This window comes from Glycomyces albidus (genome assembly GCF_009451885.1).
GTDB classification, from domain to species: Bacteria; Actinomycetota; Actinomycetes; order Mycobacteriales; family Micromonosporaceae; genus Glycomyces; species Glycomyces albidus.
The window spans coordinates 70,551-84,954 of sequence record NZ_WIAO01000019.1 but is presented as its reverse complement, the minus strand read 5'-3'; the positions used below and the strand labels follow the sequence as shown (position 1 = coordinate 84,954).

Annotated in this window: 11 protein-coding genes; 4 read left to right on the top strand and 7 right to left on the bottom strand. The window is 72.1% G+C overall.

Annotation, left to right across the window (positions count from 1 at the left end):
- Positions 1 to 297 precede the first annotated feature (297 nt).
- Positions 298 to 1,305, top strand: coding sequence for a LacI family DNA-binding transcriptional regulator (locus tag GFD30_RS15960; RefSeq protein WP_153026189.1), 1,008 nt, complete (start codon positions 298 to 300; stop codon positions 1,303 to 1,305).
- 118 nt (positions 1,306 to 1,423) lie between these two features.
- Positions 1,424 to 2,929: an arabinosylfuranosidase ArfA gene (gene arfA, locus GFD30_RS15955; RefSeq protein WP_153026188.1), complete on the top strand. Its 1,506-nt coding sequence runs from the start codon at positions 1,424 to 1,426 to the stop codon at positions 2,927 to 2,929.
- A gap of 48 nt (positions 2,930 to 2,977) precedes the next feature.
- Here arfA and GFD30_RS15950 read toward each other — a convergent pair whose 3' ends face one another.
- Complete coding sequence (locus tag GFD30_RS15950) at positions 2,978 to 3,472, bottom strand: Lrp/AsnC family transcriptional regulator (RefSeq protein ID WP_153026187.1); 495 nt, start codon at positions 3,470 to 3,472, stop codon at positions 2,978 to 2,980.
- Positions 3,473 to 3,570: 98 nt separating this feature from the next.
- On the opposite strand from GFD30_RS15950, the gene GFD30_RS15945 reads away from it, so the two are divergent.
- A complete protein-coding gene (locus tag GFD30_RS15945) occupies positions 3,571 to 4,782 on the top strand; it encodes a trans-sulfuration enzyme family protein (protein WP_153026186.1) in 1,212 nt (403 codons plus the stop codon).
- 233 nt (positions 4,783 to 5,015) lie between these two features.
- Positions 5,016 to 5,396 (top strand): hypothetical protein, encoded by a 381-nt coding sequence (locus GFD30_RS15940; RefSeq protein WP_153026185.1) that lies wholly within the window; start codon positions 5,016 to 5,018, stop codon positions 5,394 to 5,396.
- Positions 5,397 to 5,609: 213 nt separating this feature from the next.
- Here GFD30_RS15940 and GFD30_RS27970 read toward each other — a convergent pair whose 3' ends face one another.
- From GFD30_RS27970 to uca, 6 genes are all read right to left on the bottom strand, one after another.
- Positions 5,610 to 6,071: an SUKH-4 family immunity protein gene (locus GFD30_RS27970; protein WP_322633300.1), complete on the bottom strand. Its 462-nt coding sequence runs from the start codon at positions 6,069 to 6,071 to the stop codon at positions 5,610 to 5,612.
- Positions 6,068 to 6,820, bottom strand: a complete 753-nt coding sequence (locus GFD30_RS15930) for a maleylpyruvate isomerase family mycothiol-dependent enzyme (RefSeq protein WP_153026184.1) — start codon at positions 6,818 to 6,820, stop codon at positions 6,068 to 6,070. The genes GFD30_RS27970 and GFD30_RS15930 overlap by 4 nt, the downstream gene beginning before the upstream one ends.
- Positions 6,821 to 6,860: 40 nt before the next feature.
- Positions 6,861 to 7,217 (bottom strand): effector-associated constant component EACC1, encoded by a 357-nt coding sequence (locus GFD30_RS15925; RefSeq protein ID WP_153026183.1) that lies wholly within the window; start codon positions 7,215 to 7,217, stop codon positions 6,861 to 6,863.
- Positions 7,210 to 8,994, bottom strand: coding sequence for a caspase, EACC1-associated type (locus tag GFD30_RS15920; protein WP_153026182.1), 1,785 nt, complete (start codon positions 8,992 to 8,994; stop codon positions 7,210 to 7,212). Before GFD30_RS15920 ends, GFD30_RS15925 begins: the two co-directional genes overlap by 8 nt.
- 93 nt (positions 8,995 to 9,087) lie before the next feature.
- A complete protein-coding gene (gene atzF / locus GFD30_RS15915) occupies positions 9,088 to 10,788 on the bottom strand; it encodes an allophanate hydrolase (RefSeq protein WP_322633299.1) in 1,701 nt (566 codons plus the stop codon).
- Positions 10,789 to 10,817: 29 nt separating this feature from the next.
- Complete coding sequence (uca, locus tag GFD30_RS15910; RefSeq protein ID WP_153026181.1) at positions 10,818 to 14,402, bottom strand: urea carboxylase; 3,585 nt, start codon at positions 14,400 to 14,402, stop codon at positions 10,818 to 10,820.
- Positions 14,403 to 14,404: the final 2 nt, after the last annotated feature.

Sequence of the window (14,404 nt, the reverse complement as noted above, 5' to 3'; positions counted from 1 at the left end):
CGGCGGTCACGGGTTCCTCCCTGAAGGGTGCGGGGCGCGGCGTGTGAACGCCGTGTTTTTGAATCGTTTCATGACTGGGTTTCGCTAAACTAGAACGCGAAGTAAGCGCTTGTCAAGGCACGGCCGGGAAGAAATTCGAACACGGTTCGGTATATGCTCCTCACGCTCGCCGTTCGTCGTTGAACCGTTTCAATCCCTTGGAGCTTCGACGAGCGTCGATCCCGTCCCCGGCGGCCCCGGCGGGCGTTTCACCGCCCGTCGGCACCCCTGCCCCCCGATAGACTCGTTGAGGTGACCATGACCACTACCAGTATGAAGGACGTCGCTCGAGCGGCCGGCGTCTCGGTCGGGACGGTCTCCAATGTGCTCAACCGGCCCGAGGCCGTGGCCGAGGAGACCCGGGCGCGGGTGCTGGCCGCGATCGCCGATCTCGGCTACGTGCGCAACGACTCCGCGCGCCAGCTCCGGGCCGGGCGCAGCCGCACGGTGGCCATCGTGGTCCTCGACGTGGCGAACCCGTTCTTCACCGACGTGGTCCGCGGGGCCGAGCCGCTGGTCGAGTCCGCCGGCGGCGTGGTGACGGTGTGCGACTCCGGCGAGGACGTGCGCCGCGAGCGCCGGCACCTGGAGCTCCTCGAGGAGCAGCGCGTGCTGGGGCTGCTGATCACGCCGGTGGACGACTCGTCGGCGTCGTGGATCGAGCGGCTCTCAGGGCACGACATCCCGGTGGTCCTGGTCGACCGCGGCGCGGGCCGGCACCCGCACTGCTCGGTGGCCGTCGACGACGTGCACGGCGGCCGCCTGGCCGCGCAGCACCTGGTCGAGCGCGGGCACCGCAAGATCGCGTTCATCGGCGGGCCCGCATCGATCCCGCAGGTGGCCGACCGCCTCGCCGGGTGCCGGGAGGTCTGCGAGGAGTCCGCCGTGGAGCTGGAGGTCTTCGCGACCCCGGGGCTGAACTTCCAGGCGGGCCGGGAGGCGGTCGAGCAGATGCTCGGGAGCGAGGACCGGCCCACGGCCGTGTTCTGCGCCAACGACCTCGTCGCGCTCGGGGCGCTCCAGGGCCTGACGATGCACGGCGTGAAGGTCCCGCAGGAGTGCGCGATCGTGGGGTACGACGACATCGACTTCGCGGCCGCCGCGGCCGTGCCGCTGTCGTCGGTGCGCCAGCCGCGCGCGCAGCTCGGCCGCACGGCCGCGCAGCTGCTGTTCGACGAGATCGCCGAGGGCCGCGACCACACCCACCGCAACGTGGTGTTCCAGCCCGAACTGGTCGCCCGCGCGTCGACGGCGCTCGAACTCTGAATCGACCCGGTGACGCACCCCGTACTGTACCGGTAAAGCGATCTTTGGTAGCGTCACCGCAACCGGTCCCGCCGCGGACCGGGCTCCCGCTCACCACGCAGTCCAACCGGAGGCGATCATGGCCGACCACCACCGCGCACGCATCGAGTTCGACCCCCGCTTCACCGTCGCCGAAGTCCCCGCACGGCTCTTCGGATCCTTCGTCGAGCACCTGGGCCGGTGCGTCTACACCGGCATCTACGAGCCCGACCACCCCAGCGCCAACGCCGACGGCCTCCGCGAGGACGTCCTCGAGCTCATCCGCGAACTCGGGCCGACCATGATCCGCTACCCCGGCGGGAACTTCGTCTCCGGCTACCGCTGGGAGGACGGCGTCGGCCCCAAGGAGGACCGTCCCCGCCGCCTCGACCTCGCCTGGGGCGTCACCGAGACCAACCAGTTCGGCCTCGGCGAGTTCATGAAGTTCTGCCGCACCGTCGGCGTCGAGCCGAACATGGCCGTCAACCTCGGCACCCGCGGCCTCCAAGAGGCCCTCGACCTGTTCGAGTACGCCAACCACCCCTCCGGCACCTACTGGTCGGACCTGCGCCGCTCCCACGGCGACGAGGAGCCCTACGGCATCAAGCTGTGGTGCCTGGGCAACGAGATGGACGGCCCCTGGCAGATCGGCCAGCGTACCGCCACCGAGTACGGCCGCATCGCCGACCAGACGGCCCGCGCCCTGCGCATGATCGACGGCTCCGGCGACCTCGACCTGGTCGCCTGCGGCTCCTCCTCCCGCGGCATGCCGTTCTTCGGCGCCTGGGAGAACGAGGTTCTCACCCACACCTACGAGTCGGTCGACTACATCTCCGCGCACGCCTACTACCAGCCGCAGGACGGCGACCTCGCCTCCTTCATGGCCTCGGCGCAGGACATGGAGCTGTTCATCGACGGCGTCATCGCCACCGCCGACGCCGTCGGCGCGAAGCTCAAGAGCGACAAGAAAATCAACATCTCCTTCGACGAGTGGAACGTGTGGTACATGCACGCGCCCTCCGGCGAGCGCGACGAGCCCTGGCCGGTCGCCCCGCGCCAGCTCGAGGACGTCTACTCCGCGATGGACGCCGTCGTGTTCGGGTCGCTCCTGATCACGCTGCTGCGCCGCTGCGACCGCGTCACCGCGGCCTGCCTGGCCCAGCTCGTCAACGTGATCGCCCCCATCATGACCGAGCCGGGCGGCCCGGCCTGGCGCCAGACCACGTTCTTCCCGTTCGCCGAGGCGTCCAAGTACGGCCGCGGCACGGTCCTGAACGTCAACGCCGACTCCCCGGTCTTCGAGACGAAGAAGTTCGGCGAGGTCCCGGCGCTCCACTCGGTCGCCGTCGCGAACGAGGACGGCTCGGTCACCGTCTTCGCCGTCAACCGCGACCTCGAGACCCCGATGACCCTCGAGATCGACGCCTCCTCGATCCAGGCCGGCGACGTCACCGTCTCGACCCTCACCGGCGAGCGCGACGCCAAGAACACCCTCGACGACCAGGACCGCGTCGCCCCGGCCGCGAACGGGGACGTCACCGTCAAGGACGGCACCATCACGATCGAGCTGCCCGCGATGAGCTGGAACACCATCCGCATCGCGTAGGTCCGCAGTGTGTTTTGAGGGCCCGGACCGGCACGGTCCGGGCCCTCGTCATGCGGGCAGGACCCCGCGGCCCTCGCGGACCTCGAAGACGAGCTGGGTCTCGGTCTGCCGGACCATCGGATGCACCGTGATGTGCTCCAGGATCAGGTCGCGCAGCGCCTCGGGGCCGGCGACGGCCGCGTGCAGGAGGAAGTCGTCGTCGCCGCCGACGTGGAACACCGTCAGCACCCCCGGCAGGTCCACCAGGCGGCCGTAGAGGTGGTGCACGAACTCGCGGCTGTGGGTGCCCAAGCGCACCTTGATGATCGCGTGCAGCGGACGCCCCAGCGCCTCGGGACTCAGGTGCGCGCGCACGCCGGTGATCACCCCGGACTCGCGCAGCGCCCGCACCCGGTACGCGCAGGTCGACTCCGCCACGCCCGCCCGCGCCGCCAGCGCCGCGTTCGTGGTCCGGCCGTCCGCCACGAGCGCGGCGAGGATCGCCAGGTCGGTGCCGTCCAGGGCCACCGGCGGTTGCGGTTTCTTCGGCTGCTCCCCCGCCATGACGGCTCCTTTCGCGGAAACCGCATCGATACCGGCCGGTGCCGCGGGTTCCTGCGGCAAGTATTGCAGCAGGTTGTGGTTCTGCCTAGAGTCTGGGCATGACATCGCCGTGGCTGCAACCCGACACGATCGCCGTTCACGCCGGCCGCGAGGACCTCGCCGGACTGGGCGTCCACGCCCTGCCGATCGACCTGTCCTCCACCAGCCCCCTGCCGGACATCGAGGCCGGCGGCACCTCGTACGAGGCCATGGCCGCGGGCGGCGCCCCGACGCCCGAAGGCGGCCCGGTGTACGCGCGGCTGTGGAACCCGACCGTCGCGCGGTTCGAATCGGCCCTGGCGGCGCTCGAGAACGCCGACGCCGCGGTGGCGTTCGCCTCGGGCATGGCGGCGATGACCGCCGCGATCCTGGCGGCCACCGCGGGCACGGGGCGGCGGCACGTGCTGGCCGTCCGGCCCCTGTACGGCGGGACGGACCACCTCCTGTCGACGGGCCTGCTCGGGACCGAGACGACGTTCTGCACCGCGGCCGAGGTCGCCGCGGCGGTGCGGCCGGACACGGCGATGGTGGTGCTCGAGACGCCCGCGAACCCGACGCTGGACCTGGTCGACATCCGCGCCGTGGTCGAGGCCGCCCAAGGCGTCCCGGTCCTGGTGGACAACACCTTCGCGACCCCGGTCCTGCAGAACCCGATCGACTTCGGGGCGTCGATGGTGCTGCACAGCGCGACCAAGTACCTCGGCGGCCACGGCGACGTGGTCGCCGGCGTCATCGCCTGCGGCGACGAGACCGCGGCCGCGCTGCGGCGGGTCCGGGCCGTCACCGGCGGCCTGCTCCACCCGCTCGGCGCCTACCTGCTCCACAGGGGACTGACGACGCTGCCGATCCGGGTGCGGGCGCAGCAGGCCGGTGCCGAGCGCATCGCCGCGTGGCTGCGGACCCACCAGGGCGTCGCCCGCGTCCACTACCCCGGCCTCGATGGCGACCCGCAGGGGCTGCTCGGCACGCAGATGCGCGGCGCCGGCGCGATGATCGCCGTCGACCTCCGCGGCGGCTACGAGCAGGCCCGGCACGTGACCTCGGCGGTCGGGCTGTTCACGCACGCGGTGTCGCTGGGCGGCGTGGACTCGCTGATCCAGCACCCGGCCGCGCTGACGCACCGCCCCGTGACCGCCGACGCCCGGCCCGCCGACAGCCTCGTCAGGCTCTCGATCGGCCTCGAGGACCCCAAGGACCTCATCGCGGACCTGGACCGGGCGCTGGCGGCGCGCCGGCCGGTGGCCGTCCCGGCGACAGCGTTGCAGGCGTAGGACCCGCGGCGATCTCGGGCCCTGGTCCGTCGTCCTGGCCGGACGATCCTCACTCGTCTCCGACGCCGGCCGCCCGTGTCGCGGGCGGCAGCCGTCACATGGCCGGGTCGACCCGGTCGAAGGCGGCCGCACTCGGATCCGTGCACGATGCGTGCGGCATTCATGCGGGACCCGTGTCCCGACCGCGAAGACTCGAACGGGACAGATATCGAAGCACGCCCGGAGGAAAGTGAATGCCGATACGAATCGCGAAACGGGCGATCGTCGTCCTCGCGGCTATGACCGCGCTGCTCATCTTCGCCACCGGTCAGGCCCAGGCCGCCAACACCTTCCTGATTCTGAACGACATCGACGGCAACCAGCTCGGCACGATGACCCATATCGACGTCGAGACCGACCAATTCAAGGTCTGCGACACCAACAGCGACGGGGCCTCGGTGACCGGGCGCCTCTACAACAACACCTTCGTGATACTCAAGGTCACCGACGGCGGCGACGCCGGTTGCAACACGGAGACCTTCAACGTCAAGGTTGGAGAGTTTTACACGATGCAACTGTGCTGGAACGGCACCGACTTCCGTCCGCCCTGCAAGAGCGAGGGGTTCATCGAATGAGCGATTGGACGGACACCCTCGGACGGGCCTGCCGCAGGTGGGACGGACTGCATCGGAATACGGCTTCCGTTCAACCGAACCAGGAGGCTGATGATGCAGGAGTCGGGTGAGGTCATGTCTTCATCGTGTCGGTGACGGACGGCGGGCGGCAGCGGGCTTCGCAGAGGCGGTCGCGCGCGAAGCCCGCAGGCGTCCGGCCGTAGCGCTCCGACGTCACAGCGGCAGGCTGTAGCCGAGCTCCTCGGCGGCCACGGACCAGAGGCCGTTCTCGTCCTCCACCGCGACCGGGTCGACGGCGGCGAGGCGTTCGAGGACGTACTCGGTGAAGGCGTCGCCGCGGTCCTCGTCCTCGTCGTCGCCGACGTCTGCTGCGGCAAGGCGTTCGGCCTCGGCGGCGGCGGCCGCGTACATCTTCGAGCAGGCGGTGAACGCGGCGGCGCTCGTGTTCAGCTGTGCGGATTCGCCTTCGGCGGGCAGGAGCCACACGCCGCCGTCGGCGCGGTCGACGCCGATGTCGCTGAGGCCGGGGTCGGAGGCGACGAGCGCGAACACGCGGTCGCCGAGGCGGAGCTCGCGGAAGGGCGGCCGCTGCCATTCGCCGGGGTAGGGGATCTCGGCCCGGTCGGCGAGGTCCCGGGCGATCTGCTCGTCGTTCACTGTGCGCTCGGAGTTCACTGTGCGAACTCCTCGACCAGGTCGTAGAAGGCGGCCGCCGCGGCGCGGTCGCTTTCGACTGGGAGCGCGTCGAGCGGCAGGCGCCGCCACAGCCACAGGAGCACCTCGCCGGGCGTCCCCGAGACCGTCGCGGCGGTGCCCGCGGCGTCGCCGTCGGCGATGTCGATGCCGGCGACGCTGACGATCGCGGTCCACGACCGCGAACCGGCCCGGACCCCGACCTGCAGGCCGTCGTTCTCGGCGATGCTGTCGGCCGCCCAGTCCCGGTACGCCTTCGAACCCCAGGAGAGCATGACCATGAGCATCTCGTCGATGCCGTCGAGCGCGAGCGCCGAGTCGACGGGACCGATGGGGAGTCCGGCGGCGAGCTCGGCGTCGGCGCGGTGGACCACGGTCTCGTGCGCCATGCGGCGGATCCAGAAGCCGGTCGTCTGGTCGGGGCCGTACCAGGTGTACGACAGCGATTCGGGGCCGCGGTCGTCGAATTCGGCGAGCAGGTCGGCGAGCGCGGCGTCGAAGCGGTCCACGGCGCCGCCGGGCCGGCTGATGGCGTCGTCTTCGCGGGGCCGGCGCATCAGGCGCATCGACTGGGTCTTGTGGTCGTACGTTTCAGCCAGGTGGTCGAGCAGGTCGACGGCCGTCCACTCGGGACAGCTCGGGACCTTGGCGTCCGGTGCGGCCGAAATGACGGCGGCCCGGAACCGGGCGGCCTCGTCGATGAGATGGGCTTGGAGGTCGGGGAAATCCATCCGCCGATCGTTGCACGGCCGTATGACAGCCGTCCCCGCGCTACTCCCCCGGTTCGGACAGCTTGTCGAGGAGTTCGCGGGCGTAGGTTTCGGCCCGCTTGCCGCTGACGGTCTCCACTTCGACCTCGGTCTCGCCGCGCTTGACACGGATGCGGGTGGGTCGGATCCGAGCGCCGAGCCAGACCCCGACGGTCGTCGTGGCCGCGCTCAGCACGGCGTCGTTCGTGACGAGCGCGGTGATCGTGTCCGCGACCCCGCCGAGCTGCCCGCTGACCGGCTCCGGGACCACCAGTTCGGGCCGCGCCGCCCGCAGCTCGGCGTCGCGGCGCAGCATCGCGAGGAGTTCACGGACCTCGGCGGGGTCGCCGGAGATGGCGAGCTGATCGGAGTCAGGCATCTTCACGGTCCTTTCCGAAGGGGTTCTTGACGATGGCGAGCTGTCCGATGTTGTTGGTGCCGCGCTGCTGCGGGTCGGAGAACCCCTTGGCGGCGAGGCTCGAGCGCAGGCGCGGATAGAGCTCGGCGACGCGGATGACCTCGGAGCCGTTGTCCAGGCCTTCGGCGAGAATCGTGATCAGCTCGGCGGTGAAGGCGGAGTTGCGGTGCCCTTCGGGGGCATGGGCGAGGCGGGTCGCCGAACTCGCCGTCAGGACATAGGTGCCTTCGACGTCGAGCTGGCCGCCGAGGCCGGTGGGATCGGCGAGCATGTCGATTGCCTGGCCGGAGTAGCAGCAGTCGAGCACGATCAGCTTGTTCGCGGCGGGGCTGTCGATCACCGCGCTGCGGAGCTGGTCGTACGGCATGCCGGTGTGCTTCCACTTGTCGTGGCTCGTCCCCCGCATCCCGAGATAGAACCGGCCGTCGTCGGCGACGAAGCCGTGCCCGGAGTAGTAGACGAGCAAGGTGTCGGCGGTGTCCCGCGCGGCGTCGGCGATCGTGGCGAGCTCGGCGTAGTCGAGCGTGTCGATGGGGATCACGCGGTCGGATGCGAAGGTGCCGTGAGCGGGGTGGGCGAGGCAGGCGTGGAGGTCCTCCAGGTTGTTACCAGCGGCCGGGATGTCCTCGATGAACGGGTCGTGGTAGCGGCCGTTGGCGATCAGCAGCGCGGTCGAGGCGGCCCGGATCGGCAGGCGCGGCTCGGTCGGAGCGGGGCCGTACGCGCCACCGGTCCGGGTCGGCGCCGCAGCCTCGTATTCGAGTTCGTCGGCAGGGATGCCGGTGAGGTCGGCGGTCGCCGCCAGCACCGCTCGGGCGTCGACGACGGCCCGCCCGTGCAGCTCGCCGGTCCGCCACGCGTCGGCGACCGTGACCTGCCGCAGTTCGAGCGTCGTCATCCGCCGTCGCAGGAGCGAAGCCTCCTCGAACTGCTCGGCGGCGACCGCGTCTGCGAGCGCTTGCTGTGCTTGGGCGATCTCGGACTCGAGGTCCGCCAGCTCCTGCGGTTTGCGGGCGAGGTGGAGGGCCACGAGCGCGCACGCGTCGTCGACGAGGTCGAGGGCCTTCGCAGGGAGCGGCCGGTCGGTGAGGTACCGGTCCGCGAGCGCGACGGCGGCGTGCGCGGCCTCGTCGGCGATGGAGACGCCGTGATGGTGTTCGAGTGGTGCGATGGCGGTCCGGGCTGCTTCCACGGATTCGGCGGCGGGTAGCTCCACGACCGTCATGCGGTCGATGCGCTCGATCGCGGGGAAGTCGGCGAGGGTGCGAGCGAGCGCGTCATCGGGGCGGGTGGTCATCACCACCGGCAGGTTCATCCAAGTCATGAACCACAGGAGCAGGTCGACATCGGATTCCCGGCCTCGGACGAAGCCGGACAGCGCCTCGACGCGGTCGATGCAGATGATCGGGATTTCCTGCTCGTCCTGCCAAGAGACGTACTCGTGCCGCATGGCTTTGACGGCGAGGTTCTCCACGTCCAGATCGCCGAACAGCTCATCGAGCAGCGCGATCTTGCCGCCCTCCACCGTCTCCGCCACTCGGCAGAATACGCCCTTGCCGACCTCGGACTCGCCGACGAGGAGCAGTTGCCTGCGGCGCCTCCGGCTCAGGGTCCGCAAGATGCGGTCGAGCTCGGGGTCGCGGCCGACCACGCGCTCCAGTTTGCCCTCGCGAGCGGCCAAGGTCAGGTCGATTACCTGCTCGTCGCTCGACGCGTCCTCGCTCGCCTCGTCACTCATGCCCGCACCACCTTTGTCTCCTGACTTCACGGTATCGGGGGACGGCAAACACGTGGGCGCTCGGCCTTCGGGCTCGTACTGCTGCGCAAGGGATCAGGGAGTGCGGTGGGCGCGCCAACCACCCTTGTGGGTGATGTCCTCACCCGACGGTGCGCTGGCGACGAAGCCCGTGGCCCAGGTGCCGTCGGCGAGTTCGACCTTGCCGAGGGTCATGGGGGCGGGGAGGGCGGCGAGGAAGGCGCCGAGAGCGGCGGGGCTGAGGAGCCAGCGTTCGCCGGGGAGGCTCGCGCCGTCGTCGGCCCTGACGACCAGTGGTTTCGGGGGCCGGGTGTCGAGTTCGTACATGCGGTAGGCGGGGGCGGTGGCGACTTCGCCGGCGAAGCGGGCGCCGAGGTCGGTGAGCTCGTGGTTCAGGGGCATCCCGGTGAGGTGGGCGCCGAAGACGACGAGTTCGGCCGCGGCGGGCGCGAACAGCGGTGCGTCCGCTCCCCCGGCGCGCGCGGCGAGGTCGATCGCGACCTGGTCGCGGAAGGCCGGGACGATGACGCTGACGCCGAAGCCCTTGGTGCCGGCGGCCCCGGCGGGGACGGCGACCGCCGCCATGTCGAGGAGGTTCACGAAGTTGGTGAAGGTGCCCATGGCGGCGTTGACGCCGATCGGGTCGGCTTGGACCTCACTGATGCGGGGGTGCAGGGGCGCGGTCGGGAGCAGGAGCGCGTCGAAGCCGTGCAGGAGCCGGTCGGCGCGCAAGCGTGCCTCGCGGAGGCGCTGCTGGTCGGCCACGAGGTCGGCGGCGCTGAACTTGCCTGCGCCTCTGACGATCTCGGCGACCGTGGGGTCGGCGTCAGCGGGCCAGGCGTCGATGTGGGCGCCGAACGCGGCGTACCGCTCGGCGACGAGCGCGCCTTCGTAGAGCAGCAGGGCGGCGTCCAGGAGCGGCTGGACGTCCACCGGGACGAGTTCGACGCCGGCGGCGGCGAAGCGCGCGATCGCGTCGTTCCACAACGGCCGGAAGTCGGGGTCGAGTCCGGCGAGGTTGGCGTCGATCGGGACGGCGGCGCGCGCGTCGGCGGGGGCGGCGAGGACCGCGTCGGCGGGCCAGGGCCGCGAGGCGGGGTGGTCGTCGCGCGGCCACGGCGCGCCGGGGGCGAGCGGTTCGGTGCGGGCCATGACGCCGATCGCTTCGACGGCGGCGGCGAGGTCGGGCGCGAACACGGTGAGGCAGTCGTAGGAGGGGCAGGCGGGGACGACGCCGTCGACGGGGACGAGGCCGAGGCTGGCCTTGACGCCGACGATGCCGTTGAGGGCGGCCGGGACCCGGCCGGAGCCGGCGGTGTCGGTGCCGAGGGCGAAGTCGGCGACGCCGAGGGCGACCGCGACGGCCGAGCCGGAGGAGGAGCCGCCGGAGATCCGCTCGGGGTCGGCGGCGGCGCGGACGGCGCCGTAGGGGCTGCGGGTGCCGACCAGGCCGGTCGCGAACTGGTCGAGGTTGGTCTTGCCCAGGCAGATCGCCCCGGCCGCGCGCAGGCGCGCGACGGCGGTGGCGTCGCGCGCGGGCTCATACGCGTACGAGGGGCAGCCCGCGGTCGTGGGCAGGCCGGCGACGTCGACGTTGTCCTTGGCCGCGAAGACCTTCCCGGCGAGGGGCAGGTCGGCGCCGGCGTCGAGGCGGTCCTGGATCCGGGCGGCCTCGGCCAGGACGTCGGCTTCGTCGCGCAGACTGACCCAGACCTCGGGCCGGTCGGCTTCGGCGATGCGGGCGTAGGCGGCCGCGACTCGTGCGGTGGTGTTCACTCGGTCCCCTGTCTTGTTGTCCACGTGGCCTATCGGATGACCAGGAGCGGCGCGCCGGGCGCGGCCTGGTCGCCCGGGTTCGCGAGCACGCGCGTCACCTTCCCTGAGACGGCGCACGCCACGGGCATCTCCAGTTTCATCGCCTCCAGGACCACGACGGTGTCGCCGGCGGTCACGGTGTCCCCTTCGGCGACGTTGACGCGCCAGACGCTGGCGGCCATCGGCGCCTCGACGAGGGTCTCGCCGTCGGCGAGGTCGACGGCGGCGCCGCCGGCGGGGGCCGGTTCGGTGTGGTCGCGGTCGAACTCGCCGGCGTCGGCCCAGCGCCGGCGTTCGGCTTCGAACGCGGCCGACTGGCGGGTGCGGAAGGCGTCGATCGACTCGGCGTTGTCGGCGAGGAGGCGCCGGTAGTCGGCGTAGGCGAACGTGCCTTCGCGGATGTCGATCTCGGCGCGGCCGGCGGCGAGGTCGCGGCGGGTCTCGGCGAGTTCTTCTTCGGAGACGCGTTCGAAGACGACGCGGTCGAAGAAGCGCAGGAGCCAGGGCAGGCCGTCCTTGAAGGACGCGAGGTCGCGCAGGCCGGCCCAGATGGGGGCGGTGCGGCCCACGAGCTGGTAGCCGCCCGGGGAGTCCATGCCGTAGATGCACATGTAGGAGCCGCCGATGCCCACGGTGCCTTCGGCGGTCCAGGTGCGGGCCGGGTTGTACTTGGTGGTGACGAGGCGGTGCCGCGGGTCGACGGGGACCGCGGCGGGGGCGCCGAGGTAGACGTCGCCGAGGCCGAGGACGAGCCATTCGGCGGCGGTGGCGATCCGGGCGACGTCCTCGACCGAGTCGAGGCCGTTGATGCGGCGGATGAACTCGATGTTCGAGGGGTTGAACAGGGCGTCGTCGCGGACGTTGGTGGAGTAGCGGGCGATGGCTTCATCGACGACCGAGTCGTTCCAGGAGATCGGCATCCGGACCTCGCGGGAGGGCACGACCATGTCGGCGGTGTCGGGCAGGTGGGCCTCGAGCTCGGTGAGGAGCCCGGTGAGGGTGCGGATCGGGAGGACGTCGGGGTCGACGTGGAGGTGGAGGGAGCGCACCCCCGGGGTGGTGTCGATGAGCCCGGCGGGGTTCGCGGCGGCGAGGGCGTCCATGAGGGCGCCGACGCGCATGCGCAGCGCCAGGTCGAGGTGCATGGGGCCGTATTCGAGGAGGACCGCGTCGTCGCCGGCGCGGCGGTAGGCGACCGCGGGCCGGTCGTCGCCGGCGTCGATCGCGGCGAGCGTGGCCTCGTCGCGGGCGGCGTTCACGAGCGGCACGGGCGCCGCGACGGGCTTGGCGCGCAGGCGGTCCGCTTCCGTTTCGGAGACGGGCAGGAAGCGGACGGTGTCGCCGGGGCGGAGCTGCCCGAGCTTCCACCGGTCCGAAGTGGTCACGGTGAACGGGCAGGCGAAGCCGCCGAGGCTGGGACCGTCGGGGCCCAGCAGCGCGGGCGTGTCGCCGGTGAAGTTGACGGTGCCGACCGAGTACGGGTTGTCGTGCAGGTTGGACGGGTGGAGTCCGGCCTCGCCGCCGTCGGTGCGGGCCCATTGCGGGCGCGGGCCGTCGAGGCGGACGCCGGAGCGTCCGGCGTGGACCTGCACGGACCAGTCGGCCGCGTAGATCCGCTCCATGTCCTCGACAGTGAAGTAGTGCGGGGCCGGCTGCGGGCCGGGGGTGACGGCGAGGGTCCACTCGTGGCCGAACGCGGGCCGGTCCTCGAGCGGGACCGGGGCGGGCACGGCGGCGCCGACCGGTGCGGCCGGGAGGAGGCGGTCGCCGGCGCGGAGCTGGTCGCCGGTGTAGCCGCCGATGCGGCCGGGCGGGAACGTGGAGGCCGAACCGAGGAACGTCGGGACGTCGAGGCCGCCTTGGAAGAGGATGTAGGTGCGGGCGCCGGCGTCGGAGATCGCGCCGACCGCGAGCTCGCCGCCGGCGGGGACCGCGATCGGCGTCCACTGCTCGACCGGTTCGCCGTCCAATGCGACCGGAGCGGGGGCGCCGGTGACGCAGACGGTGACGGGGACGCCGAACCGCAGTGTCGGGCCCGCGATCGTGCACTCGAGGCCGGGCAGGCCCTCGTCGTTGCCGAGGGCCCGGTTGCCGAGCCGGAACGACAGGTCGTCCATCGGCCCCGACGGCGGCACCCCGACCTGCCAGTACCCGATGCGGCCCGGGAAGTCCTGCACGGTGGTGAGGACCCCGGGCGCGACCACGTCGATGCGCGGCGAGGCGTCCTCGATGGTGGCGACGGTGGCGGTGTCGTGCTCGACGGCGAGGACGCGGGCGTCGACGGCCGCGGCGCGGAGCTGGCCGAGGTTGGTGTGGACGCCTTCGATCCTGGTCTCGCCCAACGCGTCGGCGAGGGCGGACCAGGCGTCGGCGCGGGTCGCGCCGGTCGTGATCACCTTGGCGAGCATCGGGTCGTAGGTCGCCGGGACTTCGAGGCCGCGTTCGATCCACGTGTCGACGCGGACGGCCGCACCCGCATCGCCGGGGAAGTCGACGCAGGTGAGGAGCCCGGCACTGGGGAGGTGGCCGCGGGCGGGGTCCTCGGCGTAGACGCGGGCCTCCACGGCCGCGCCGGTGGCGGCGGGGCCGGTGTCGGGGAGGCCGTCGAGGAAGGCGGTGTCGCCTGCGGCGGCGCGGATCATCCACTCCACCAGGTCGATCCCGAGGATCGCCTCGGTGACGGGGTGCTCGACCTGGAGGCGCGTGTTGAACTCCAGGAAGGACGCCTCCTCGCGGTCGGGGTCGTAGATGAACTCGACCGTGCCGGCCGAGCGGTACGCCGCGGTCGCGGCGAGCGCGCGGGCGGCGGCGTGCATCTGCTCGCGCACGGCGTCGGGGAGGCCCGGGGCGGGCGCCTCTTCGATGACCTTCTGGTGGCGGCGCTGGAGGGTGCAGTCGCGGTCGGCGAGGGAGACGACGCGGCCGCCGCCGTCGCCGAAGACCTGGACTTCCACGTGCCGGGCGTGCAATACATAGCGTTCGAGATATACCGAGTCGTCGCCGAAGTTGTCGGCGGCGAGGCGCTTGACGCTCGCGAACACCTCGGCCAGCGCCGCGGCGTCCTCGGCGACGCGCATCCCGATGCCGCCGCCGCCCGCGGAGGCCTTGACGATCACGGGGTAGCCGATCGCCTCGGCGGCCGCGACGGCCTCCTCGGCGGTGTCGAGCGCGGCCGTGCCGGCGGCGAGCGGGACGCCCGCGGCGGTCGCGGCCGCGCGGGCGGTCACCTTGTCGCCGAACTGCTCGAGCTGCTCGGGGGTGGGGCCGATGAAGACGAGCCCGGCCTCGGCGACGCGGCGCGCGAACTCGGCGTTCTCGGCCAGGAACCCGTACCCGGGGTGGACGGCCTGGGCGCCGGTGTCCTTGGCGGCCGAGAGGATCGCGTCGACGTTCAGGTAGGACTCGGCGGGGGCGGCCGGGCCCACGCACACCGCCTCGTCGGCCTCGCGGACGTGCAGTGACGCGGCGTCGGCCTCGGAGTAGACGGCGACCGCGGCGATCCCGAGGCGGTGGGCGGTCCGGGTGATCCGCCGGGAGATCTCCCCGCGGTTGGCGATGAGGATGCGCTCGAACATGG